This is a genomic window from Gimesia sp. (genome assembly GCF_040219335.1).
Taxonomy (GTDB): Bacteria; Planctomycetota; Planctomycetia; order Planctomycetales; family Planctomycetaceae; genus Gimesia.
This window is the reverse complement of the sequence record NZ_JAVJSQ010000029.1, coordinates 493,680-516,627: the sequence shown is the minus strand read 5'-3', so window position 1 is coordinate 516,627 and position 22,948 is coordinate 493,680. Positions and strand designations below refer to the sequence as shown.

The 22,948-nt window shown below is 53.3% G+C and carries 18 protein-coding genes; 14 read left to right on the top strand and 4 right to left on the bottom strand.

What is annotated here, in order from left to right; all coding sequences use genetic code 11:
• The first annotated feature begins 32 nt into the window (after positions 1 to 32).
• From RID21_RS23865 to RID21_RS23855, 3 genes are all read left to right on the top strand, one after another.
• Positions 33 to 1,457 (top strand): neutral/alkaline non-lysosomal ceramidase N-terminal domain-containing protein, encoded by a 1,425-nt coding sequence (locus RID21_RS23865; protein WP_350193271.1) that lies wholly within the window; start codon positions 33 to 35, stop codon positions 1,455 to 1,457.
• 228 nt (positions 1,458 to 1,685) lie between these two features.
• Positions 1,686 to 4,361, top strand: coding sequence for an aconitate hydratase AcnA (gene acnA / locus RID21_RS23860; protein ID WP_350193269.1), 2,676 nt, complete (start codon positions 1,686 to 1,688; stop codon positions 4,359 to 4,361).
• An 11-nt stretch (positions 4,362 to 4,372) separates the two neighbouring features.
• The gene (locus tag RID21_RS23855) at positions 4,373 to 5,317 is read left to right on the top strand and encodes an RluA family pseudouridine synthase (protein WP_350193267.1); all 945 of its coding nucleotides are present in this window, start codon (positions 4,373 to 4,375) and stop codon (positions 5,315 to 5,317) included.
• Between the two features lie 30 nt (positions 5,318 to 5,347).
• Here RID21_RS23855 and sthA read toward each other — a convergent pair whose 3' ends face one another.
• Positions 5,348 to 6,841 carry a Si-specific NAD(P)(+) transhydrogenase gene (gene sthA / locus RID21_RS23850; protein WP_350193265.1) on the bottom strand — a complete coding sequence of 498 codons (1,494 nt, stop codon included), beginning with the start codon at positions 6,839 to 6,841 and terminating at the stop codon, positions 5,348 to 5,350.
• A gap of 316 nt (positions 6,842 to 7,157) precedes the next feature.
• Here sthA and msrP point away from each other — a divergent pair, with 316 nt between their 5' ends.
• Complete coding sequence (gene msrP, locus RID21_RS23845) at positions 7,158 to 8,165, top strand: protein-methionine-sulfoxide reductase catalytic subunit MsrP (protein WP_350193263.1); 1,008 nt, start codon at positions 7,158 to 7,160, stop codon at positions 8,163 to 8,165.
• Positions 8,166 to 8,288: 123 nt separating this feature from the next.
• On the opposite strand, the gene RID21_RS23840 is transcribed toward msrP, so the two are convergent.
• Positions 8,289 to 9,023, bottom strand: coding sequence for a Bax inhibitor-1/YccA family protein (locus RID21_RS23840; RefSeq protein ID WP_350193259.1), 735 nt, complete (start codon positions 9,021 to 9,023; stop codon positions 8,289 to 8,291).
• A 340-nt stretch (positions 9,024 to 9,363) separates the two neighbouring features.
• Between RID21_RS23840 and RID21_RS23835 the strand changes: the two genes are divergently transcribed.
• The 3 genes from RID21_RS23835 (at position 9,364) to RID21_RS23825 (ending at position 14,716) form a co-directional block, all read left to right on the top strand.
• Complete coding sequence (locus RID21_RS23835) at positions 9,364 to 13,203, top strand: hydantoinase B/oxoprolinase family protein (RefSeq protein ID WP_350193257.1); 3,840 nt, start codon at positions 9,364 to 9,366, stop codon at positions 13,201 to 13,203.
• 173 nt (positions 13,204 to 13,376) lie between these two features.
• Positions 13,377 to 13,913: a peptidylprolyl isomerase gene (locus RID21_RS23830; protein ID WP_350193255.1), complete on the top strand. Its 537-nt coding sequence runs from the start codon at positions 13,377 to 13,379 to the stop codon at positions 13,911 to 13,913.
• A 5-nt stretch (positions 13,914 to 13,918) separates the two neighbouring features.
• A complete protein-coding gene (locus RID21_RS23825; RefSeq protein ID WP_350193253.1) occupies positions 13,919 to 14,716 on the top strand; it encodes a putative hydro-lyase in 798 nt (265 codons plus the stop codon).
• 9 nt (positions 14,717 to 14,725) lie between these two features.
• Here RID21_RS23825 and RID21_RS23820 read toward each other — a convergent pair whose 3' ends face one another.
• Positions 14,726 to 15,013, bottom strand: a complete 288-nt coding sequence (locus RID21_RS23820; protein ID WP_350193251.1) for a hypothetical protein — start codon at positions 15,011 to 15,013, stop codon at positions 14,726 to 14,728.
• 335 nt (positions 15,014 to 15,348) lie between these two features.
• On the opposite strand from RID21_RS23820, the gene RID21_RS23815 reads away from it, so the two are divergent.
• From RID21_RS23815 to RID21_RS23800, 4 genes are all read left to right on the top strand, one after another.
• Positions 15,349 to 16,269 (top strand): dihydrodipicolinate synthase family protein, encoded by a 921-nt coding sequence (locus RID21_RS23815; protein ID WP_350193249.1) that lies wholly within the window; start codon positions 15,349 to 15,351, stop codon positions 16,267 to 16,269.
• A 62-nt stretch (positions 16,270 to 16,331) separates the two neighbouring features.
• A complete protein-coding gene (gene mch / locus RID21_RS23810) occupies positions 16,332 to 17,282 on the top strand; it encodes a methenyltetrahydromethanopterin cyclohydrolase (protein WP_350193247.1) in 951 nt (316 codons plus the stop codon).
• Positions 17,283 to 17,326: 44 nt separating this feature from the next.
• Positions 17,327 to 18,250 carry an ATP-grasp domain-containing protein gene (locus RID21_RS23805; protein ID WP_350193245.1) on the top strand — a complete coding sequence of 308 codons (924 nt, stop codon included), beginning with the start codon at positions 17,327 to 17,329 and terminating at the stop codon, positions 18,248 to 18,250.
• A 46-nt stretch (positions 18,251 to 18,296) separates the two neighbouring features.
• Positions 18,297 to 19,217 carry an inositol monophosphatase family protein gene (locus RID21_RS23800; protein ID WP_350193243.1) on the top strand — a complete coding sequence of 307 codons (921 nt, stop codon included), beginning with the start codon at positions 18,297 to 18,299 and terminating at the stop codon, positions 19,215 to 19,217.
• On the opposite strand, the gene RID21_RS23795 is transcribed toward RID21_RS23800, so the two are convergent.
• Positions 19,208 to 19,993: a class I SAM-dependent methyltransferase gene (locus RID21_RS23795; protein WP_350193241.1), complete on the bottom strand. Its 786-nt coding sequence runs from the start codon at positions 19,991 to 19,993 to the stop codon at positions 19,208 to 19,210. The genes RID21_RS23800 and RID21_RS23795 overlap by 10 nt on opposite strands.
• A 378-nt stretch (positions 19,994 to 20,371) precedes the next feature.
• Here RID21_RS23795 and RID21_RS23790 point away from each other — a divergent pair, with 378 nt between their 5' ends.
• The 3 genes from RID21_RS23790 (at position 20,372) to gcvH (ending at position 22,920) form a co-directional block, all read left to right on the top strand.
• On the top strand, positions 20,372 to 21,478 hold the full coding sequence (locus tag RID21_RS23790; protein ID WP_350193239.1) for an arsenate reductase/protein-tyrosine-phosphatase family protein: 1,107 nt from the start codon (positions 20,372 to 20,374) through the stop codon (positions 21,476 to 21,478).
• Positions 21,479 to 21,780: 302 nt separating this feature from the next.
• Entirely contained in the window at positions 21,781 to 22,245 is a 465-nt protein-coding gene (rpiB, locus tag RID21_RS23785) for a ribose 5-phosphate isomerase B (RefSeq protein WP_350193237.1), read from the top strand.
• Positions 22,246 to 22,533: 288 nt separating this feature from the next.
• Positions 22,534 to 22,920: a glycine cleavage system protein GcvH gene (gene gcvH / locus RID21_RS23780; RefSeq protein ID WP_145037415.1), complete on the top strand. Its 387-nt coding sequence runs from the start codon at positions 22,534 to 22,536 to the stop codon at positions 22,918 to 22,920.
• The last annotated feature ends 28 nt before the right edge of the window (positions 22,921 to 22,948 follow it).

Genomic DNA, 22,948 nt, shown 5'->3' with positions numbered 1-22,948 from the left:
TTTCGACCTCCCAGAGTTAAGAGGGATTCTCCATGCATTATCTAACGCAGTTTCGCGCCGGCATTCTACTTTTATTGATTTCCTGTGTCTGTCTTTCACAAACTCCACAGAGTTACGCTGACGAGGCACTCTGGAAAGCCGGATCTGCCAGTGCTGTGATCACCCCGCAGGAAGATCTCTGGATGGCTGGCTATGGTGGTCGCACCAAACCGGCTGATGGTAAGATCCACGACCTCTGGCTCAAAGTACTGGTGATTGAAGCGCGCGACGGTCATCGTGGGGTGATCGTCTCGACGGATACTCTGGGAATTCCCCAGTCGATCTACAACAACGTCTGTGCTGCACTTAAGAAAAAATTCGATCTTGATCGCAGCCAGATCATGCTCAATGCATCCCACACCCACTGTGGCCCTGTCTTACGCGGCGCTCTGCATGATATTTACCCCTTGAATAAAGAACAGATCGCACAGGTCAACAAGTATTCCACACAGTTGGAACAGAAACTCGTCGACGCCGTCACCACCGCAATCAAGAACCTGGAGCCAGCGAGCCTCTGGACCGGTGAAGGCCATACCAGTTTCGCAGTGAACCGCCGCAATAATATAGAAGCCGATGTTCCCAAACTGCGAAAAGAGGGAAAGCTGAAAGGCCCCATCGATCACAGCGTCCCAATCCTGGCCGTGAAAGACAAAAACGGTAAACTGAAAACCATCGTCTTCGGCTATGCCTGTCACAATACGACTCTGGGTATTCAGCAGTGGTGTGGCGACTATGCAGGTTTTGCCCAGTACGACCTCGAGGCCATGTTTCCCGGCGTGACCGCCATGTTTTACATGGGCTGTGGTGCTGACCAGAACCCACTGCCCCGCCGAACCATGGAATTGGCTCAGTCCTATGGTTCCCGTCTGGCTCATACCGTCGCCGATACCGTCCGTCTGCCGATGGTCGAACTCGATCCTGTGCTGAAAACCGAAATCGAAATTATTGACATCAAACTGGGTGATGCTCCGACTAAAGAGGAACTCGAAAAACTCGCTGCCGGTAATCAGAATAACTACCGTAACCGCTGGGGCGCCCGCCTGCTCAAGCAACTCAACTCGGGTAAACCATTCCGGACTTCCTATCCCTTCCCGGTTCAGGTCTGGCTGATGGGCAAGCGACAGCTCTGGGTCACCATCGGGGGTGAGGTTGTCGTCGACTACGCCCTGGGAATGAAAAAGTTGTTCGGGGACAGTACCTGGATTGCAGGTTACTGTAATGATGTGATGGCCTATACTCCTTCTCTCCGTGTTCTGGAAGAGGACGTGCCTCCCCGCAAGTCATCCCGCTGGGGCTATGAAGGCAACACATCGATGGCCGTCTATGGAATGCCCGCCAACCGCTGGTCCGACGAAATTGAAGACAAAATCGTCGAGAGTGCCCAGCGACAGGTCGAGAAGGTCCGCAATGGAAAATAGGCCTCGCCAGCGTTAAATTTTGCCCTTTCTGACCCGAATCTGCCGCTAAACTCCAGCTTCTGGGGATGTTTTGCGTTTTTCGCCCCCCTGCCGTTTGTCGCGCGGGAAGCGAAATCCTAGAATGCAACATATTCCGTTCTAAACAGCAATCAATCTATGACAGGTTCGCCGAAGCAGCCTGTATTCAATACTTTACCTGATTTTTAATGTAGCACTGAGGAGAGATAAATGGCTTCCGGAAATCCTTTTGGCGCGGAAGGTCAATTAACAGCAGCCGGTGGTGAGTTTAAATACTACCGTTTACAGAAACTCATCGACGATGGCATTGGAAATATTGAGTCGCTGCCTTACTCGATTCGTGTGCTGCTGGAATCCTGTCTGCGTAACGTAGATGGGTTCGTCGTCAACGAGTCCGACGTGCACAATCTCGCCAATTGGAGTGCAGAATCTCCTAATCCGGTGGAAATCCCCTTCAAACCCGGTCGCGTGGTCTTGCAGGACTTTACCGGCGTTCCCGCTGTGGTCGACCTGGCAGCTCTGCGAAGTGCCATGGTTCGTCTGGGCGGAGATCCTCAGAAAATCAATCCACTGGTTCGCTGTGACCTCGTCATCGACCACAGTGTGCAAGTCGACGAATTCGCGACCAAGCTCTCTCTGCAGCATAACGTCGAAAAAGAATTCGAACGGAACCAGGAACGATACCAGTTTCTCCGCTGGGGACAGCAGGCATTCGACAACTTCGGCGTTGTACCACCGGCAACCGGGATCGTGCACCAGGTGAACCTCGAATACCTGGCCAAAGCCGTTCTGACTAAAGACGGCGTTGCTTACCCGGACAGTCTCGTTGGTACCGACAGTCACACCACCATGATCAACGGCCTGGGCGTTGTCGGCTGGGGCGTGGGTGGTATCGAAGCGGAAGCCGTGATGCTCGGTCAGCCCATTTACATGCTGACCCCCGAAGTCGTCGGTTTCCGTCTGGAAGGCAAGCTACCTGAAGGCGCAACAGCGACTGACCTCGTACTCCGCATCGTCCAGATGCTCCGCGAACACGGTGTCGTTGGCAAGTTCGTCGAATTCTATGGTCCTGGCCTGTCCAACATGAGCCTCGCCGACCGGGCTACTATTGCCAACATGGCTCCCGAATACGGGGCCACTATCGGCTTCTTCCCCGTCGACGATGAAACTCTGAACTACATGCGTCGCACCGGACGTACTGACGCTGAAGTTGATCTGGTCGAGCGTTACTACAAAGAACAGGGTATGTTCCGCACGGAAAGCTCGCCCGAGCCATCCTTCACCAGCAAGCTGAGTCTGGATATTTCCACGATTGAAGTCTCGCTGGCAGGCCCGAAACGTCCACAGGACCGGATCGCATTGACCGACATGAAATCACACTGGCACAGCGATCTCAGCTCCACCTTCGGCAAACAGGATCCTTCACCCACTCACGCTCCCGTGAACTACGCTGGTCAGGATTTTGAACTCAAAGATGGTTCGGTCGTCATCGCCGCGATCACCAGTTGTACCAATACCAGTAACCCGTCAGTCATGCTCGGTGCCGGCCTGCTGGCAAAGAGAGCTGCTGAAAAAGGCCTGACCCGCAAGCCCTGGGTAAAAACCAGTCTGGCCCCCGGAAGCCGCGTTGTAACCGACTACCTTGAAAAAGCCGGCGTGACTCCCTACCTCGATGAACTCGGTTTCAACCTGGTTGGCTACGGCTGTACGACCTGTATTGGTAACAGTGGCCCACTGCCCGCACCGATCTCCAAAGCCATCAACGACAACGACATCGTCGCCGCTGCGGTCCTCTCCGGAAACCGGAACTTCGAAGGACGCATCAGCCCCGATGTCCGGGCAAACTACCTCGCCAGCCCGCCGCTGGTTGTAGCTTACGCCCTGGCAGGTACCACAGATATCGACCTCAGCACCGAGCCTCTCGGCCAGGACAAAGATGGTAATGATGTCTTCCTGAAAGATATCTGGCCTTCACAGGCTGAAGTCAACGCGGCTCTCGAATCGTCCATCAACCCGGAAATGTTCCGTGACGAGTACGGCAAAGCCACCCAGGGTTCTCCTGAGTGGCAGGCTATCAACGGTGGCGACGGTGACATCTTTGAATGGGATGAAAAAAGCACCTACGTTCAGGAACCTCCGTTCTTCGTCGACATGCCCGCAGAGCCGGCCCCGATCAGTTCCATCAACGGAGCCCGCGTCCTGGTCTCAGTAGGCGATTCCGTTACCACCGACCACATCTCTCCTGCTGGAGCCATCAAAGCAGATTCTCCCGCGGGTAAATACCTGCAGGAAAATGGAGTGACTCCTGCTGACTTTAACAGCTACGGTAGCCGTCGCGGAAACGACCGGGTCATGACCCGTGGTACCTTCGCGAACATTCGCCTGAGCAACCTGCTCGCCCCCGGCACCAGTGGTGGCGTGACCACCTACCTGCCCACCGGCGAACAGACTTCGATCTATGAAGCTTCACTGCAGTACAAAGACGCCGGCACGCCGCTGGTTGTTCTGGCCGGCGGTGACTACGGAATGGGATCGTCTCGTGACTGGGCCGCCAAGGGAACCTTCCTGCTGGGCGTCAAGGCTGTCATCGCGACTTCCTTTGAGCGGATTCACCGTTCCAACCTGGTCGGCATGGGTGTCCTGCCGCTGCAGTTCCGCGAAGGCGAAAGCCGCGAAGAACTGGGCCTTGATGGCACTGAAACTTATGACATTGAACTGGATGACAACCTGAAACCAGGTCAGGCGATCCGCGTGACCGCTACCAAAGAAGACGGTACACAGGTCCTGTTTACCGTTCAGTGTCGTGTCGATACCCCCGTTGAAGTCGAATACTATCGCAACGGCGGAATTCTGCACAAAGTTCTCCGCGATCTGGCGAAAGCCTGATCCCTGAATTGATGAAACCGGCCTACGAGACCGATCTGATTGTCGAGGATTACCTTGATGGCTCCCGCATCGATCGGTTTCTCAGCCGTCATTTCAGAAATTACTCGACGCACCGTCTGCAACGCATCGTTCAGGCAGGGTTTGCCAAGGTCAATGGCATCCCTGCCGAACCGTTGCAACGAGTCTTCCGCGGTCAGCAGATCAGTATTCTCCTGCCTGAACCGCCGGACAAAACCTATCAGCCTGAGGCATTGCCGCTGGAGATCCTCTACGAGGATGCATGGCTGGTCATTGTCAACAAACCGCCGGCGATGATCGCCCACCCCGCGGGGAATATCCACTCGGGTACTGTCGCTAACGCGCTACAGCATTACCTCGATCAGCAGACAGGAATCCGCAGTCTGCTCCGTCCAGGAATCGTGCATCGGCTCGACCAGTTTACCAGCGGGATTCTAATTGTGGCCAAAGAGCATCTGGGACACCGCAGTCTCTCGATTCAGTTTCAGCAGAACCGGGTCAGCAAAGCATATCTGGCAATCATTCGCGACCAGCCTCCGGACGATCACTTCGAGAACGATGCTGCCATCGGTGAGCATCCCACCCAGGCCGGGGTCTGCATGTCGACACACCCCCAAGCGAAAAAAGCCAAGTCCGCTTATACGCGTTTCGAAGTCCTTGAACGGTATACCGGATATTCGCTGGTCCGTGCTTTTCCACAGACGGGACGCCTGCATCAGATCCGTGTGCATCTGGCCGATCTTGGCTTTCCCATTATCGCCGACGATTTTTATGGCAATGACGAACGACTGGAAACAGACCGGCAGTTAATCACCCGACAGGCATTACACGCTGAACAGATCGAGTTTGCGCATCCGGTGACGGGATTGAAAATGAAGCTCTCCGCGGGAGCGCCTGATGATTTCCACCAGGCGCTCGAGCGGTTACGGAGCGCCTAAAGCTGTTCTCGGTTTTTCCTTTTTACTGCCTCACTTCGTCTGAGTGAGGACTTCCACTGAGGATGCTTCCTCCTGTGTCTCCTGCAGCTCTTTATTCAACGGAGCAGCTGCTTTGGATGTCTTCGATGCTTCGAAGAGTCGATCCAGACTCATTTTTTCCAGTGCATCGAAAGCCGCGACTTTATAGCATTCTGCCATCGTCGGATAATTGAATACTGCGTTGCGGAAATATTCAATCGTGCCTCCAAATGACATTACCGTCTGTCCGATGTGTACGATTTCGGTTGCCGCTTCCCCAATCGCGTGGATCCCTAGAATCTTGAGTGTCTCACGGTGAAACAGAATCTTCAGCATCCCGTCCCGGTCACCCGAGATCTGCCCGCGGGCAATTTCACGATAGCGTGCCGCGCCGACTTCATAAGGAATGTGAGCTTCAGTCAGCTGCTGTTCGGTTTTACCCACCATCGAAATTTCCGGGATCGTGAACAGCCCGTAAGGCATCAGATCAAACGCTTCAAATGGTTCATTAAAAGCGTTGCAGATCACACGGCGGCCCTGCTCCATAGACACACTGGCTAGAGCAGGAAAACCAACAATATCGCCCGCACCGTAAATATGAGGTACCCAGGTCTGATGATCTTCGTTGCACCACAGACGACCGCGTTCATCCGGTTCGAGCCCCGCGGCCTGGAAATTCAGTTCGTCCGCATCTCCCACACGTCCCACAGTATACAATACCGAATCGGCCACCAGTCGTTTGCCACTCTCGGTCTGCACTGCGGCCATTGAATCGGAAAACCGCTCAATTCCAACGACTTCTTCGCCCATCCGGAAAACCATCCCCAGTGAACGGGCATGATGAATCAGAGCGTCGATAATTTCACGATCACAGAACTCGAGCAGGTGCTCCCGACCATCGAGTACGGTAACTTCGACACCCAAAGTGGCGAACATGATTGCGTATTCGATGCCGATCACACCACCGCCCACGACGATCATCGATCGGGGAATCTGTTTCAGATCGATAATTTCATCGGAATCAAAAATCGTTTCGCCATCAAAGGGGATATGAGGCGGCCGCGAAGGCTTGGTGCCGGTAGCGACCAGAATGTAATCCCCGTGCAAAATCTTGCGTCCGGTCTCACAGTCGACAGCTACTTCATGCGGGCTGACAAACTGAGCTTCTCCAATAAAGATGTCGACGCCGTTCCGTTCAAGCTGATCGTGGATGATTTCCAGTTCATGCTCTGCGACATCAGCCAGCTTCAGTCGCAAGTCCTGCATCGTGACTCGTCGCTTCCGACGATACCATTTGCTGTAGACGTCCCGATGCCGATATCCGGTTAAATATAAGATTGCTTCGCGCATCGTCTTGGAAGGAATCGTCCCTTTGTGCAGACAGACGCCCCCCATGCCGCGAAAATTGCGTTCGATGATCGCAACCCGTTTCCCCAGTTTCGAAGCTGCTATCGCCGCCTTCTGACCAGCAGGACCGCTTCCGATAATTACAATGTCGAATTTCATGGATCTATTCTCAATCACTCACACCAGTCTTCTCAGCAATGGTTTTTTCAACCCCGCATGTCAAATTGAGAAGTCTGGTTAAAATTTATTGCGTAAACAACCACCTCTAACTTCGGTCATGGGTTGAAATGGAAAAGATAGAAAGATTGATCTGATCTCTGAAACAGGCTATTTTGCGCCCAGACTGACGGTTATACTGATTGCATAGCTCAACTTTAAAACTCCCCGGGGTGAAACTCCTCCTGATCAGGACCATGGAAGTGTCTTTCTCGCCCCAAATTGCTTCAAGCTCTGATCTCAGATCAAAGGAACTCTGATGAATCACCTGCTCCGAAAAATCTGGCATGTCCCGGAACATGCCCACACCCCCGAATCCGTTTATCAGAAGCGCAAATCGCATCGCCGTGAATTCCTCAAACTGATGGGCTATGGCCTGGGTGTCGCCGGCTTCGCTGATCTGCTCTCCGGCTGTGAACAGGCAACCAAGGAAGAAATCGAACAGGCGGGAGCAGTCGAACCATTGCCGGAAGCCCTGCAGTCCATCTATCCGGCTAAGCGGAATGAAGCTTTTAAATACGGCCGCCCTGAAACAGCAGAAATCGAGGCAGAGGAGTTCACGAACTTCTACGAATTCACAGGCCCCACCAGTAAAGAAGCCTGGAAGTACGTCGGAAAATTTCAGACTACGCCTTGGGCGGTCTCTATCGAAGGAGATTGTGCCAAACCCCGCACGTTTGACCTGGATGACCTCTACAGGGAAATGCAGTTCGAAGAGCGGGCCTACCGCCATCGTTGCGTCGAAACCTGGGCCATGTGTGTTCCCTGGACCGGTTTCCCGCTGGCAAGTCTGCTTAAGCTGGTTGAACCGAAACCCTCAGCCAAGTACGTCGCCTTTGAAACGTTCAACAAACCCCAGGAGGCGCCTTACATGGAGAGAAGTGGAGCTGGCACCTGGCCCTGGCCTTATACCGAAGGTCTGACCATTGAGGAAGCGATGAACGATCTCGCTTTCATCGCCACCGGCCTGTATGGGAAGCCACTGTTGAAACAAAATGGAGCGCCAATCCGTTTGGTCGTTCCCTGGAAATACGGCTTCAAGTCGGGTAAATCGATCGAAAAGATCAAACTCACCGCAGAGCAACCCGCGACCTTCTGGAACACGGTAAATCCAGGGGAATACGGGTTCGTCGCCAATGTGAATCCGGATCAACCTCATCCCCGCTGGAGCCAACGCACGGAATGGATGCTGGGCACCGAGAAACGCTACGACACCCAGATCTATAATGGTTACGGGGAATACGTCGGCGGTCTCTATACAGGTTAAGTTGCGCCCGAATTTCGAACTGGAAGCCTTGAGACCTCAAGTTTAATGCGCAAAAAAGACCGGATAGAAATGCTCTACCCGGTCTCTATTTTCTATTGTTGGTTCGTCCAACCAGCGTATTGCTTAGTCTTCCGAAGCAAACATCATTACGATCCGCAGCACGTACCAGAACAGAGTGGCAACGGAGGCGAACAGCGCCAGTGAAGCCGAAACGTACTGATCGGTCGAGTACTGATGCAGGACATTCGAAGTTTCATACAGAATGAAACCACTCATCAGCACGACCATGGCAGCAGCAAACCAGAGTCCGAGTGAGATTCCAAAGATCGCAGCACCGATGGCAATCCCGATTGCTGCCAGCAGGGCAATCGTCAGCCCTCCCCCCAGGAAGGAGAAGTCTGCGCCCGTCACGAGTACGTAAGCTGTCAAGCCCCCGAAGATACAGAGGGTTATGACCGCCGCAATCGGAATCACGGTCGGGTTAGACATCTGACTGGCAAGAAACAGGATCGGCACAAAGATAATCGCTTCCGCCAGGGTATATAATCCCAAGCCCAGATACTGTGTCCCCAGGGACTTCGCACTTGATGCCAGTGAACTGGCTAACCAGCTGGCTCCCAGGAAGGCAATCAAAATAATCCAGGGACTGGCGGTAAACAGGCTCAGTACGCTGCGCAGTAAGGTGGGGGAACTGAAAATGATAAATTCCAGTCCCATAAACACAAAGATCGCACCGGTCAGGTGCATGTACGTTTTGCGGATAAAAGCAGCGCGCTCTTCTGCAATCGCATCGATTGCAAACATACCGCGGCCGGCCGTCGTATCCTGGTCATAGTAGTCAGGACTGTAGTTGTTCATTGACTGAATTCTCCATGTGATTGAGAAAAGATGTTCCAGACGAACACGGAATGGGTCATCGTTTTAAACATCGGTTCCGCCGGCACTGCGGTTTTGAGGAAGGGCAGGCGGGCGAGACAATTATAAGCCACACTGCACATAATTCAAGTACCAGCAGAAACTCTTTTGTTTTTCATAATTTACCACAGCCGGATCCCCGGGTCCGACTTCCCGGCAGGTTCGTTGTGTCCGCCCGCCGGTTCTGTTATTTCATACGTAAGTCTACGTCAGGCAATTCAAAAAATTCCACCAAAATCCGGGGAATCGCTACGAAATTTTTGCTGATATGAATGGCTCAAAAATGGATCAGATCGAAAAAAAGTGGGAATTCTGGATCGACGTCGGCGGCACCTTCACAGACTGTATCGCCCGCTCTCCCCGGAATGAGTTCATCCCCTTTAAGACTCTTAGTTCGGGTGTCACCAAAGGGCGTATACAGGAAATCCCTGATCCCACGATCATTATCGACCCTTCCCGGCAGGGTGATCCGGCAGAATTCTGGCAGGAATACCAGATCGTATTTCTGAATGAAGCGGGACAGACTGTGCATTCGGCACAAGTAACTTCCTTTGACACCGCCACCGGTTCTCTACAAATCACGCCCGGTCTGCCTGAGTCTGTTTCTGTCTCGTCTGGTTATGAACTTTCATCAGGCGAAGAAGCTCCGGTTCTCGCTATTCGCTGGATCCTCGGCCTCAAAAAAACCGAACCGATTTCCAATGTCATTGTGAAACTCGGCACGACACGTGGGACAAACGCCCTGCTCACCCGTAACGGTGCCCGCACCGCATTCATTACCACCAAAGGCTTCGCAGATGTGCTCCTGATCGGTAACCAGGATCGCCCCCGGCTATTCGATCTCATGATCCAGAAACCGGAGCCTCTGTTCGAAAGCACGGTCGAAATCAACGAGCGAATCGACTCTGAGGGGCATGTTCTCCAGCCCCCTGACCCGCAAATCATCCGCCAGCAGTTAGCAGAACTCAAAGCAACCGGCGTCGAATCTCTGGCGATCTGCCTGCTGCACTCCTTTGCCAACCCAGAGCATGAAGAACTCGTCGCCCGACTCGCGGAAGAGGCCGGCTTTGATGAAATCAGCGTTTCCAGCCGACTTTCACCACTCATCAAAATCGTCTCGCGCGGCGACACGACGGTCATGGACGCCTACCTGAATCCGATCCTTAAAGACTACATTAAGAAGCTCCGCACTCCGCTGGAAAATTGCGAACTCAAACTGATGACCTCCGCCGGCGGTCTGGTTGACGCGTCCCATTTCGTCGGCAAAGACAGCATCCTCTCGGGCCCCGCGGGAGGTGTGATAGGTTATTCCCGAGTCGCTGAAATAGCTGGTTTCCCCCGTTCGATCGGCTTTGATATGGGAGGGACCAGCACCGATGTCTCTCGCTTTGACGGCGTCTATGAGCGGGAATTCGAAACCCGTAAAGCCGGCGTGCGGATCGTTGCCCCGATGCTGAGCATCGAAACCGTCGCAGCCGGCGGGGGAAGTATCTGCGGATTTGACGGCATCAAGCTCCACGTCGGCCCCGCCAGTGCAGGCGCGGATCCGGGCCCTGCCTGCTATGGACGAGGTGGCCCCCTGACAGTGACTGACCTGAATCTTTTCCTCGGAAAGATTCTCCCAAGCAGATTCCCGTTTGCTCTCGATCATGGTGCGGTCGAACAGCGTCTGACGGCGCTCTGCGAGGAAATTGCCGCCTCCCCGATGGGAAAAACATACACTCCCCTCGAACTGGCTGAGGGGTTCCTGCAGATCGCCAATGCCAACATGGTACGTGCGATCCGCAACATTTCCGTAGCCCGTGGTTACGATCCTGCAGACTACGTGCTGGTCAGTTTTGGCGGCGCCGGTTCTCAACATGCGTGTGCCATCGCCCGTTCTCTGGGAATTCACGAAGTACTGATCCATCCTTATTCCGGTATCCTCAGTGCCTTTGGTATCGGGCAGGCCGATGTACGCCGTTTTGGTCAGCAGTCGGTTCTTGAGACCTGGTCAGATAAATTACAGCAGGAACTGCAGAACCGCTTTGCAGCGCTCGACCAGAGTGTTTACGACGAAGTCCGCGCGGAAGGTATTCCTCCGGAACGGATCAAAGACCCCGAACATTCCCTTGAGATGCGTTACCTTGGCACCGACGCCACGATACAGGTTCGTTGCCAGCAGGGACTGGATGAGCGTACGCAGTTCGAACAGGAACATCAGCGACTCTATGGCTACAAACACACGGCCCGCGAAATTGAGGTTACTGCAATCCGTACGGAAATCGTCGGACTGATGGAAGAACCCCATTTACCCGCAAAGGAGCCGGTCTCGCGTACCCCTCAACCTGTTGAAACTACAACAGCCTACTTTCAGGGACAGGCTCAGGAGACCGCCGTTTATCTGCGGGAAGACCTGCAGCCCGGCGATCAGCTCGCAGGCCCCGCGATCATCTGTGAAGCGATCTCGACGGTGATTATCGATCCCGGCTTCACTGCAGAGATTCTGTCCCGCGGAGAAACATTGATGCGGGAGACCTCTCCGCAGTCAGGCGGGCATGCAGATATCAGTACCGAAGCCGATCCTGTCATGCTGGAAATCTTCAACAACCTGTTCGCGTCCATCGCCGAGCAGATGGGAATCACTCTCCAGAAAACATCGATTTCCACCAACGTCAAAGAGAGACTGGACTTCAGTTGCGCTGTCTTCTCCGCAACGGGAGACCTCGTCGTAAATGCGCCCCACATCCCCGTTCACCTGGGAGCCATGAGTGAAACGGTAAAGCGGATCATCGCCGATAATCCGGACCTGGGACCGGGAGATGTGTTCGTAACCAACGATCCCTATCGAGGTGGTTCCCATCTGCCCGACGTAACCGTGATCACTCCTGTGCATCATCCGGAAAGCGGAGAACTCGTATTTTTTACCGCCAGCCGCGCACATCATGCCGAGATCGGTGGAATTGTTCCCGGTAGTATGCCCCCCTTCTCTAAGACACTGGCCGATGAAGGTGTATTGATTCGAAACTTCAAACTGGTCGACCATGGCACCTCCCGTGAAGCGGAACTCCGCGAACTGTTACTTTCTGGCGAACATCCTTCGCGTTCAGTGGCTGATAACCTGTCAGATGTCTCCGCGCAGGTTGCGGCGAATAATTGTGGTGTCACTTTGCTGAATGATCTCGTGCATCGCTATTCCCTGCCGGTCGTCCAGGCTTACATGAAACACATTCAGCAGGCAGCCACCGAAAAGATGCAGCTCGCACTGATTTCGATTGAAGACGGCGACTATTCGTTTACCGATCATCTTGATAATGGTGCGCCGCTCTGTGTGAAAATCTCCATTCAGGGGAGTCGTGCCATTGTCGACTTCACTGGCACCGGACCGGTGCTGGAGACCAACCTGAATGCGAATCGCGCCATTGTGAACGCGGCAGTGCTCTATGTCTTTCGCTGTCTGATTCAGGAAGACATTCCGCTCAACAGCGGCGTACTGGCTCCGGTCGAAATCATACTGCCTGAATGCTTCCTGAATCCTCCAGAACGGGATTCTCCCGCCAAATGTGCCGCGATGGTGGGAGGCAACGTGGAAACCTCGCAGCGAACCGTCGATACTCTGCTCGGAGCGTTGGGTAAAGCAGCTGCCAGCCAGGGAACGATGAATAATCTCACTTTCGGCGATGAGACATTCGGCTACTACGAAACCATCTGCGGTGGTAGTGGCGCGACCGCAGACAGCGCTGGTACTGACGCCGTCCACACGCATATGACCAATACCCGACTGACCGATGCCGAGATTATCGAACGTCGCTACCCGGTCAGACTGCATGAATTCTCGATCCGCACCGGGTCTGGAGGAGCAGGTCAACACCGGGGAGGTGACGGCATCGTCCGACGGATCGAATTCCTGAAACCGCTGCGAATCTCGCTGCTCTCTGAACGACGGGGCGACTACGCTCCCTTCGGCCTGGATGGAGGAGAACCGGGACAGATCGGCGAGAATCTGCTGCAGAAAGCAGGCACGTCGACCGAGGAATCGCTGGGAGGGAAACTCTCCATTTCTGTAGATGCGGGCGATACATTGACCATCAAAACGCCAGGTGGCGGTGGCTACGGGACACCCGGTAACACACCAGCAAAGTGACCAACAGTTTGTTCACTGTTGCCGTGAATTAGCTGACGTTAATTGGGACCTCTCATTTAATAATCGGGAGTTCTGCTTTGTGATTTCGCCCTGCAGTGGGTAAGGTAGCGCTATACCCAATAGAAACGTATCACTCACTATTTATAGAACAAAATCTAAGAAGGAAGAGTACCGTGTCTCAAAACCGTCGCGCCGAAGTTGATGCCGCGTTGGCTGATGTTGATTTCGATAAGTTTGACTACCAGGTCGTCTTTGAAACCACCAAGGGAACCATTCGCATGGACCTCTATCCCGATGTGGCTCCCGGGCACTGCAAGAACCTGATCGGACTGACAAAAATCGGATTCTATGACGGGATTATCTTCCACCGTGTTATTCCCGATTTCGTGATCCAGGTCGGCTGCCCCCAAGGCACAGGCACTGGTGGTCCGGGTTACACGATCGACGCGGAATTCAACAATATTCCCCACGAAACCGGCGTGCTCTCGATGGCTCGCACTAGTGACCCGAATTCCGCTGGTTCTCAGTTCTTCATCTGCCTGGGCCGCGTACCTCACCTGGACAACTCCTATACCGTCTTTGGCAGAACCAGCGACAAAGAGAGCGAAGCCGTCGTACTCGAAATTGGTAATGTCGATACCGACCACGGTGATCGTCCACTGGATGAAGTCAAAATCACGGGTTCCGAAGTGATCGCCAAGGAAAAATAACCGCGATGAGCATTGATCGTGCTTCACTGTTAACCGGTGCGGCTGTGCGTGAAGCCTGTCGTACCGATCAGTTCTCCGGGCAGACCTCGGGACTCGCTCCCGGGTTCGCCCAGGCGAATCTGGTGATCCTTCATGAAGCCGAGGCAGCTCACTTTCGCGAGTTCTGTGCGAAAAACCCAAAACCCTGCCCTGTTCTGGAAGTGACGAATGCCGGAGATCCCTGCCCGCGGCAGTCGACTCCCGACGCGGACTTGAGGACCGACCTGCCCCGTTACCGCGTCTGGGAATCGGGTGAACTGGTAGAAGAACCAACAAGCATCTCCCACCTCTGGCAGGACGACCTGGTGGCATTTCTGATCGGTTGCTCGTTCACTTTCGAAGCAGAAATGATTCGTGCAGGACTGCCTGTGAGACACATCGATCTGGGCGTTAACGTCCCCATGTATCGCACGAATGTTTCTTGTGAATCAGCGGGGATCTTTTCCGGTCCACTGGTCGTTTCCATGCGTCCCTTTCTCCCGGCCGATGCGATCCGCGCGATCCAGATCACGGGGCGTTTCCCGGCTGTCCATGGGGAACCAGTGCATCTGGGTTTTCCCGACCAATTGGGAATTGCCGATCTGGGCCAGCCGGATTTTGGAGACCCCGTTCCGGTCCATGAGGGTGAATTACCTGTCTTCTGGGCCTGTGGAGTGACGCCGCAGACGGTGTTGATGGAAGCGAAGCCGGAATTTGCGATCACGCACAGTCCCGGCTGCATGTTCGTCACTGACTGGAAAGACGAACAACTGGCCACGCGCTAAATCGCGGGTTCAGAAGTGAGACTTCAGCTGTTTTGCAGGCTCGTCTGCTGTAGAGGCATCCGGCAGATGCAGTGATCGTATGCGAAAGTTCTCCCACAGAAGCGAATACGCAAAGCAGGGCTCCCGTTCCAGCGTGTAAGCCACAGGCTGACTTTCCCAGAAGCTCATCAGATTGCCCTCGGGAGGATTCGTATACAGTCTCTGTTTGCAGCGCGGGCAGACCGTCCCATGGGGAGTCGCCTGCGTCTCAGCAGACTGATGTTCCAGACAGATTGTCGTTGCGTGTTCGTTTTTCATAGCAGCTGAATTATACCGAGCCCGTCCGGGCACTCTCCAGTTTTTTCTTGAGCCGTCAATCAAGATTTTCAGGGAACCCGAACGGCCTCGCTTTCTCTTCTGGAAATTTGTCTGCTTGCCTGTTCCGATCAGCCACTACAGTCCCGAAAACCCGCCTGACCGTCATAACAGACCATCGGTGGCAACCCATAGCAGGCTGTGTGTCTGATTCCGGGAGTCAATCCCCTGGAATCATCGCATCCTGGTTTCCAGTTTGGTATAACAGAGGTCCAGAATCGAACCTGCTCAGGACCGCTGTTCCGTTTAGTTCAACACAGACTCTTGGTACACAACTCATGACAATTGATCTTTCCACTCAACTGAAGGGAGTCCTCCCTCCGGTCATTACACCACTGACGTCCGAACGCAGGCTGGATGCAGCGTCAGCAGAATCCGTCTACCGTTTCATGCTGAAACAAGGCGCGCACGGACTGTTCCTGTTCGGCACCTCAGGTGAAGGTCCCCTGCTCTGCGAGCCAGATCGGGAAGAGGCCACCGAAATCGCCGTTAAAGTGGTGGATGGCAGCGTCCCATTACTGGTGGGCGTGATTGCCCCGGGAACCGAACAGATTATCGCACAGGCCAAGGTCGCCAAAGATCAGGGTGCGGATGCAGTCGTTGTCTGCCCTCCTTATTACTATCCGGCGAGCCAGAAAGACATGCTCGTCCACTATCGCACAATTCGGGAAGCAGTCGACATTCCGATCTTTGCTTATGACATCCCTGTCATGACAAAGATAAAAATCGAACTCGACACTCTCATGACTCTGGGGAAAGAAGGCACGATTATCGGAGTCAAAGATTCCAGCGGTGATGCCGTCGGTTTCCATCGACTTGTTGCCAGCAAGCCTCCCGGAATGAAGCTCTTCACGGGTGCCGAAATGCTGGTCCATGCCGTCATGATGGCAGGAGCAGACGGTACCGTTCCTGGCCTGGCAAACGTAGGTCCAGAACTATTCGTACAACTTTATGAAGCTGCTGCTGCTGGGAATCACCAGGAAGCAGTTCGTCTTCAGGAAGCCATTGTCAGATTGTTCGAAGTCTTCGTTTGCCCTGACGGAACCATGAATGTGGGTTACATTATCGGCTCGATGAAAACCGCACTGCGTCTCCGCGGCATCATTGAGAATGATACCCTGTTCCATCCGTTCCCTGCCTGCACACCCGAACTGATTGAACGCACCGAAACGATTATGAAAGAAGTCGGCTGTCTCTGATGAGATTGGCTCCATCGAGTGCCTGCCATACCAACCTGAATGTGGAATGAATTGAATAAACCATGAGCGGTGTTTTAAACGAACGGGCGTGTCAGCTGACAGAACAGCTGCTGGCCAGGTCCGGCGAACTGAAAGTCTTTCCGCATGCCCTGGAGAACGGCGCCATTGTCGTTGATTGCGGTATAGAAACACCGGCGGGAATCCAGGCAGGCCTGCTCCTGGCACGGATCTGTATGGCGGACCTCGGCGAAGTAAAACTGGTTCCCGGAGAACTCGACGGTCTACCGCTCCCCTACCTGCAGGTGCAGACTGATCATGCAGTCGAATCCTGTCTCCTGAGTCAGTATGCCGGATGGAAAATTGATGTCGGCAAATTCTTCGCTATGGGCTCCGGCCCGATGCGGGCTGCTGCCGAAGTCGAAGATCTGTACCGAATTCTTGCCTTTGGTGAGTCGCCTGAGAAAACGGTCGGTGTTCTGGAATCCAATACACTGCCAGATATTAACGTGGTCGATAAAATTGCACAATCGACGGGCGTCGATCCGAAGAACATCATGCTCCTGGTTGCTCCCACGTCGAGCCTCGCCGGTAACATTCAGGTGATTGCCCGCTCGGTAGAGACGGCCATGCATAAATTGTTTGAAAGCCAGTTTGACGTTCATCGCGTCCAGGCGGGCTTCGGTACCGCACCGCTGGCACCTGTCGCCAAAGATCACCTGACGGGCATCGGACGCACTAATGATGCGATTCTATATGGCAGTGCCGTCACACTCTGGGTTGTCGGCGACGACGAATCGCTGCAGGAGATTGGCCCTTCGCTCCCCTCCTGTTCGGCAGCCTGTTATGGCAAACCGTTTCTGGATGTCTTTGCAGAAGCCAACCATGACTTTTATGAAATCGACCCGAGTTTCTTCAGTCCTGCCGTTGTCACGTTGCAGAACCTGGAGACCGGTAATGTCTTTCGGTTCGGCGAGATGAATCCCGATCTGCTCAAACAGAGCTTCGGCTTCTGATACAGCCACCTGTTTCCGATCCCGTTTAGCCAGGAACAAGTTTCGTGCGGATTGCCATTCTGGGAAATCAGGGAAGCTGGTACTGCCGTGAACTTCAGCAGGCTGCAGAAGCACGCGGGCATTCGTCCTGCACTCTCGAATTCCGGGATCTCGCAGCCTGGCTCCCCGGCTGTTCTGTAGAGCAGTTCAGCAGCTATGATGCAGAAGAGTGTCAGATTGATCTCAATCAGTTTGATGCCCTGATCATTCGCACGATGCCTCCCGGCTCGCTGGAACAGGTTATCTTTCGCATGGATCTGCTGGGGCGTCTGGAACAGGCAGGCGTGACTGTATTCAACACTCCCCGGGCCATAGAGTGCGCAGTCGATAAATATCTGACAACTTCCCGCCTGTCGGCGGCAGGATTGCCTGTTCCTGCGACCGCAGTCTGTGAATCCTCAGAAGCGGCAATGCAACGTTTCGAGGATTTGGGGGGAGACGTCGTCGTCAAACCGCTGTTTGGTTCTGAGGGGCGTGGCATCTTCCGGATCAGCGATTCCGATCTTGCTTATCGCTCATTCCGCACACTCGAACGCACACAGGCTGTCATCTATCTGCAGCGTTACATTCCCCACCCGGGCTACGACCTGCGAATTCTGATTCTCAATGGTTCCGTCATTGGAGCAATCCGCAGACACAATCAGAGCGATTTTCGAACCAACATTTCCCGTCAGGGACGAGCGGAAGCTTACTTGCCGACAGAGTCTGAAGTTCAACTGGCGTTGCGGGCCTGCGAACTGACCCAGGCCGAATTCGCGGGCGTTGATCTGTTGACTCCCGTCGATGAACCTGAGACCCGTTATCTACTCGAAGTCAATGCGGTACCAGGCTGGAGAGGACTGCAATCAGCCACAAATGTGAATGTGGCTGCACTGGTGATTGAATATCTGGAACAGAAACGAAACAATGCAGGTGCCAGCCAGACCTGATTTACGATTTAATCTCTATCACAGCTAACAATAAAGATTCAAAACCATGGAACTCAATCCTCTGCTCGACGCATTACAGGCCCATCTTCCCGAGATCCTCCGCTGGTCCGGTGCCATCGCGAAACGGCTGCGAAATTTTAATATCGCCGTCGAGAATAAATCATCGGGCAGTGCCCTCACTGATGCCCTGACTTTGGCTGATCTGACATTGCAGGAATTGATTGTCGCTGCCTTACGTGATCGCGATCCCATTTTTCGTGAGTGCCGCATCGAAGCCGAAGAGAAAACCGGAGACCTGGATCGCTTCTCAGAAGACTCTCCCTATGTACTCTCGATCGATCCGATTGATGGCACTAAACAGTATCGCGATAAAACAGCCAACGGTTACTGTGTCATGGTTCATCTGCGCGATAGTGAAACAGTCCACTATTCACTGGTTTATATTCCGGAAACAGGAGAACAGGGCACCTGGGTAGAAGCAGTACACAAAAAAGTGATCTGTGGTCCAGATGACCTGAGCCGCCCCGCCCGGGAAGTGCTGGATGCGATGCCTGTCATCGATCCTCAGACCCGCCCCGATTCACCACGCATCTACCTGATCGGCTTCCAGGATAAAGATACATCGAACGCCCGATTGGTGACCGAAACCGGACTGCAGGGAGTCCCACCGGATGAAATGCCAGGCAGTATCTACGACCACCTGGCAACAGGGGCCTTTGGCGGTTCGCTGATCCACACCCCGAATGTCTACGACTTTCCGGTCTCACTGCACATCGCCCGCATTCTGGGTGGCGATGCGGTCTGGGTACACAATGGCGAACCGGTCAACTTTCACGAACACTGGCTCGACGAGCGGGCTGACATGCTGCGTCTGCCCGGTATCACCGCCTGCAGCGCCAATCCAGAGACGTTAAAAACACTCTGTGAACTGGCAAAAGACTGGAGTCAGGTCCGTTATCAGGACTGAGTTGTCGCGGAAACGGTATCTGCTGTAAGTTCTTCAGAAGCCTCCAGCGGTTTAGTCGCTTCGACAATGATTCCGCCCAGTTTCAGGAACTGATGGATCGGTGTGAACCAGTGCTGCTCTTTCCAGGGCAGCCCGGTCTCTTCGAAGGCCTGCTGGAGCTCAATCCGATTATAGGTTTTGCACTTCCAGGTTGCACTGTTGAGCATTCCGGACAGACGATCTTCGGTAGCCATCAGAAACAGGCTGCCACCGGGCTGCAGAACACGGTGAATTTCTGACAGGCCATGGCGGGGATCCGTCAAGTATTCCAGCACCCAGCCACAGGTAACACAGTCAAAAGATTCATCCTGAAATGGCAGACAGGTCAAATCTGCTGAAAGATAATCCGGACGTGGACTTCCCATACGGGTTCGCGCCCGTTTCAACATCTGGTGTGAGAGATCACAGGCGACTAATCTTGCTTCGGGATGCGTTTCCCGCAGCAGATGTCCCAAAATCTGTCCGGCACCAGCGCCGATATCCAGGATATTCCGAAACTCGGTCACATCGAAACGACGAGTTTTGAGAATCCGCCCTACCAGAGGATCATGCAGTGATAGTTTACTGGCCAGATAGAGCACTGCTCCTGCCGGACCGTCATATAATTTCCGAGCAGTCGACTGAAACTGGTTCTGATCCAATTCAGAAGCACCACGAAATTCGATCAGTGAGCGAATGGATTGTTTGAGGCGTTGCCGCTTTGGATTATTTTTTTGGGGAGAACTTAATGGAGCCATAGTGCACTGTGCTTGTGAAACCGGAAGGAATGCTGTTTAGAGCAGATGCAGGACTGAAACAGTCCCCCATCCTAACAAGGGGCCCTGGTCAACGCGTCAGGTATTCCTGATTTCTTAAAAATCACGTAAGAACACTTTTTACGCAAGCGTTATAAACTTCCTAATGATAATACCTTAAGAGAGTCAATTATTCCAGCAGCTTGATCAATCGAATTGCGCCGGTTATGATCAAGTGCATTGGGACAGATTCAAATCAGTATTTCCTAAGCAGTTAGACCTGAATCGTGATTCGTCGCGGGATCGAAAATCTTACTTTTTTGACCGTTGAATTGCGCCGCAAAACAATTTCTGCAGAAAATCTAAGGCTTAAATTGTTCAATGACCGAACGGATCAATTTAAAACAGACTGACGATATCCGTGATGTGATCCATCTGGCAGTCCAGTACCTTGCTAAAGGCGAATTAGTTGCGTTTCCAACGGCAACCGCTTATGTCATTGCAGGACAGGCTTTGAGTCCGGATGGCATGCAAAAACTTAAAGATCTTGCCGGGAATGCAGATCCGCTGGTGCTCTGTGTCAAAGATTTTGACGAAGCACAGGATTATCTGCCGGAAATGCCTCCGATTGCCCGCAAACTCTCAAAACGCTGCTGGCCCGGCCCGGTCGTACTGGAACTCGATCGCCCCGGTCCTGACACGCTGTTCTCTGAGTTGCCTACTGAAGTACAGCAGCAGATCTGCCCTGCAGAGCGTATCAGACTGCGTGCCCCGGCACATGAGATTATTTTTCAGACCATGCGGCTCTCTCCTTCACCACTGGTTCTACTCAATGAAGACGCTCGTTTGCAGACAGCAGACGCCGTGACTGAGGCGTTCGGAGACCAGATCGCCCTGGTGATCGATGATGGCCCATCCCGCTTCGGAGATCAGTCTACCCTGGTCTCTATCAAGGACAATCAATGGAGCATTCTCCAACCGGGCGTCGTCACCGATACAACACTGAAGCGACTTTCCAGCGAAATCTATCTGTTCGTCTGCACAGGAAACACCTGCAGAAGCCCGATGGCTGAAGGCCTGTTCCGAAAACTGCTCTCTGATAAACTGGGCTGCCAGGAAGATGAACTGTCGGATCGTGGCTATATTGTCGCCTCAGCGGGACTCGCAGCTGCAATGGGAGCCCCTCCCAGCCCCGAAGGAGTCTCGATTCTGGCTGAACAGGGCATTGATATTCAGGCTCATGAAAGTCAACCACTGACCGAACGCCTACTTGACCAGTCCGATCATCTTTATACGATGACACAAGGGCATCGATCCGCGATTCTCGCGGAACGCCCCGATCTGGCAGAAACCGTCAGATTGCTCTCACCCAATGGGAAAGATATTTCAGACCCGATCGGTGGTGGCTATCAGTGCTACGTAGACTGTAAACAAGAAATTGAAAACTGTTTAAAGACGATTGTCACTCAACTCCATCTCCCTGAGTGAAAATTGACCGGACTGAATATCCACCCGCCTGAGTTCTCATTTTTACGACAAAATATACCTAACAGCAGCAGGCACTCGCTTGCTATAATAGATTAGTAATCATTAACCTTACCTTTATGAAGATACTGTTAACTCTGCACCCGCGAGCTCATTTCACGCACGGTGAATAGAGTCTCAGCCTGGCCAGCGAGCCTGTTAGCCAGGCGTCCTAAGCTCAGCAGCCTGCCATAATCCAATTAGGTTGCATGGAGCCTGTGCAGAGGGCTCTCTTTTTTTGATCATCCAAATATCAAAGAGTTTCGATGAAAATTGCAGTTGCCAGCGATCACCGGGGATTCTCCACCAAAGCCAAGATCCTCACACTCCTTAACCAGTTGGGACATGTCGCTTACGATTATGGCCCGGAAGATGGAGAGTGCGTCGACTACCCTGACTACGCAGTGAAAGTGGCAAAAGCCATCGGCGACAAGTCCATAGATCGGGGAATTCTGATCTGTGGTACCGGCATGGGCATGTGCATCGTAGCCAACAAATTTCCGGGAGTCCGGGCGACACCGTGTCACGACGACATCACTGCCCAAATGAGCCGCCTGCATAACGATTCCAACGTTCTTTGCCTTTCAGCCGACCTGCTGGGGGACCGGCTTGTCAATCGCATGGTAGAAATCTGGCTTAAGGAAGAATTTGAGGGGGGCCGGCACGCACGTCGACTGGAAAAACTCCACAAGGTCGAAGAAGAGACCATGCATCCTCACGAAGAATCCTAGGCAGCGCAGCGGACAGGGTTTTCACCGGTTCTGCTTGCGCCCGTCGCCTGTGTCCATCCAACCTTCGGAAATCACCATCCTGCGGCAGGTTTCACCTGTGAGACTCTTCCGTGGCCTCTACAAGATAGTCCTCAGTAGTCGTAGAATTTCCCTCACTGAATCCTTTTCAAATGGATCAAATCTCTGTATCGTCAACAGAGAGATATCAGGGATTTTTTGACCTCTTTTTTCCAGATTTCCGCTGTTCAATTTCTGGGAAAAAGAACTTACACAGAGGGTTTTACGATCATGGATCAGGCCAATTTAAAATTTACAAAAACTCACGAATGGGTCGGCGTTGAAGGCGAACTGGCAACAGTAGGAATCACGGATTTCGCCGTCAATCAGTTAACCGACCTGGTCTATATTGACCTGCCAGCAGTTGGCTCAACCTGCGAAGCAGGAAAAGTTTTCGGCGAAGTCGAGAGCGTTAAAGCAGTCAGTGACCTCTACTCACCCGTCAGTGGAGAAATTGCAGAAGTCAACGAATCACTGGTTGATGATCAGGCTCCGCTTTCTGACGATCCGTTTGGCACCGGTTGGATTACTAAAATCAAAATGTCCAACCCGGCTGAGCTCGAACAATTCATGGATGCAGACGAATACAAAAAATTCTGCGAATCCGAAGCGCACTGAGAGTTGCTCCACCACCGGCAATCTTCCT

What these genes read in the sequence shown, in the direction of transcription:
- RID21_RS23795 (WP_350193241.1), bottom strand. Translation starts at nt 19,993, where the DNA reads ATGGCTCCATTAAGTTCTCCCCAAAAAAATAATCCAAAGCGGCAACGC.
- RID21_RS23835 (WP_350193257.1), top strand. Translation starts at nt 9,364, where the DNA reads ATGGATCAGATCGAAAAAAAGTGGGAATTCTGGATCGACGTCGGCGGC.
- RID21_RS23840 (WP_350193259.1), bottom strand. Translation starts at nt 9,023, where the DNA reads ATGAACAACTACAGTCCTGACTACTATGACCAGGATACGACGGCCGGC.
- RID21_RS23825 (WP_350193253.1), top strand. Translation starts at nt 13,919, where the DNA reads ATGAGCATTGATCGTGCTTCACTGTTAACCGGTGCGGCTGTGCGTGAA.
- mch (WP_350193247.1), top strand. Translation starts at nt 16,332, where the DNA reads ATGAGCGGTGTTTTAAACGAACGGGCGTGTCAGCTGACAGAACAGCTG.
- RID21_RS23800 (WP_350193243.1), top strand. Translation starts at nt 18,297, where the DNA reads ATGGAACTCAATCCTCTGCTCGACGCATTACAGGCCCATCTTCCCGAG.
- gcvH (WP_145037415.1), top strand. Translation starts at nt 22,534, where the DNA reads ATGGATCAGGCCAATTTAAAATTTACAAAAACTCACGAATGGGTCGGC.
- acnA (WP_350193269.1), top strand. Translation starts at nt 1,686, where the DNA reads ATGGCTTCCGGAAATCCTTTTGGCGCGGAAGGTCAATTAACAGCAGCC.
- RID21_RS23790 (WP_350193239.1), top strand. Translation starts at nt 20,372, where the DNA reads ATGACCGAACGGATCAATTTAAAACAGACTGACGATATCCGTGATGTG.
- RID21_RS23865 (WP_350193271.1), top strand. Translation starts at nt 33, where the DNA reads ATGCATTATCTAACGCAGTTTCGCGCCGGCATTCTACTTTTATTGATT.
- sthA (WP_350193265.1), bottom strand. Translation starts at nt 6,841, where the DNA reads ATGAAATTCGACATTGTAATTATCGGAAGCGGTCCTGCTGGTCAGAAG.
- RID21_RS23815 (WP_350193249.1), top strand. Translation starts at nt 15,349, where the DNA reads ATGACAATTGATCTTTCCACTCAACTGAAGGGAGTCCTCCCTCCGGTC.
- msrP (WP_350193263.1), top strand. Translation starts at nt 7,158, where the DNA reads ATGAATCACCTGCTCCGAAAAATCTGGCATGTCCCGGAACATGCCCAC.
- RID21_RS23855 (WP_350193267.1), top strand. Translation starts at nt 4,373, where the DNA reads ATGAAACCGGCCTACGAGACCGATCTGATTGTCGAGGATTACCTTGAT.
- RID21_RS23820 (WP_350193251.1), bottom strand. Translation starts at nt 15,013, where the DNA reads ATGAAAAACGAACACGCAACGACAATCTGTCTGGAACATCAGTCTGCT.
- rpiB (WP_350193237.1), top strand. Translation starts at nt 21,781, where the DNA reads ATGAAAATTGCAGTTGCCAGCGATCACCGGGGATTCTCCACCAAAGCC.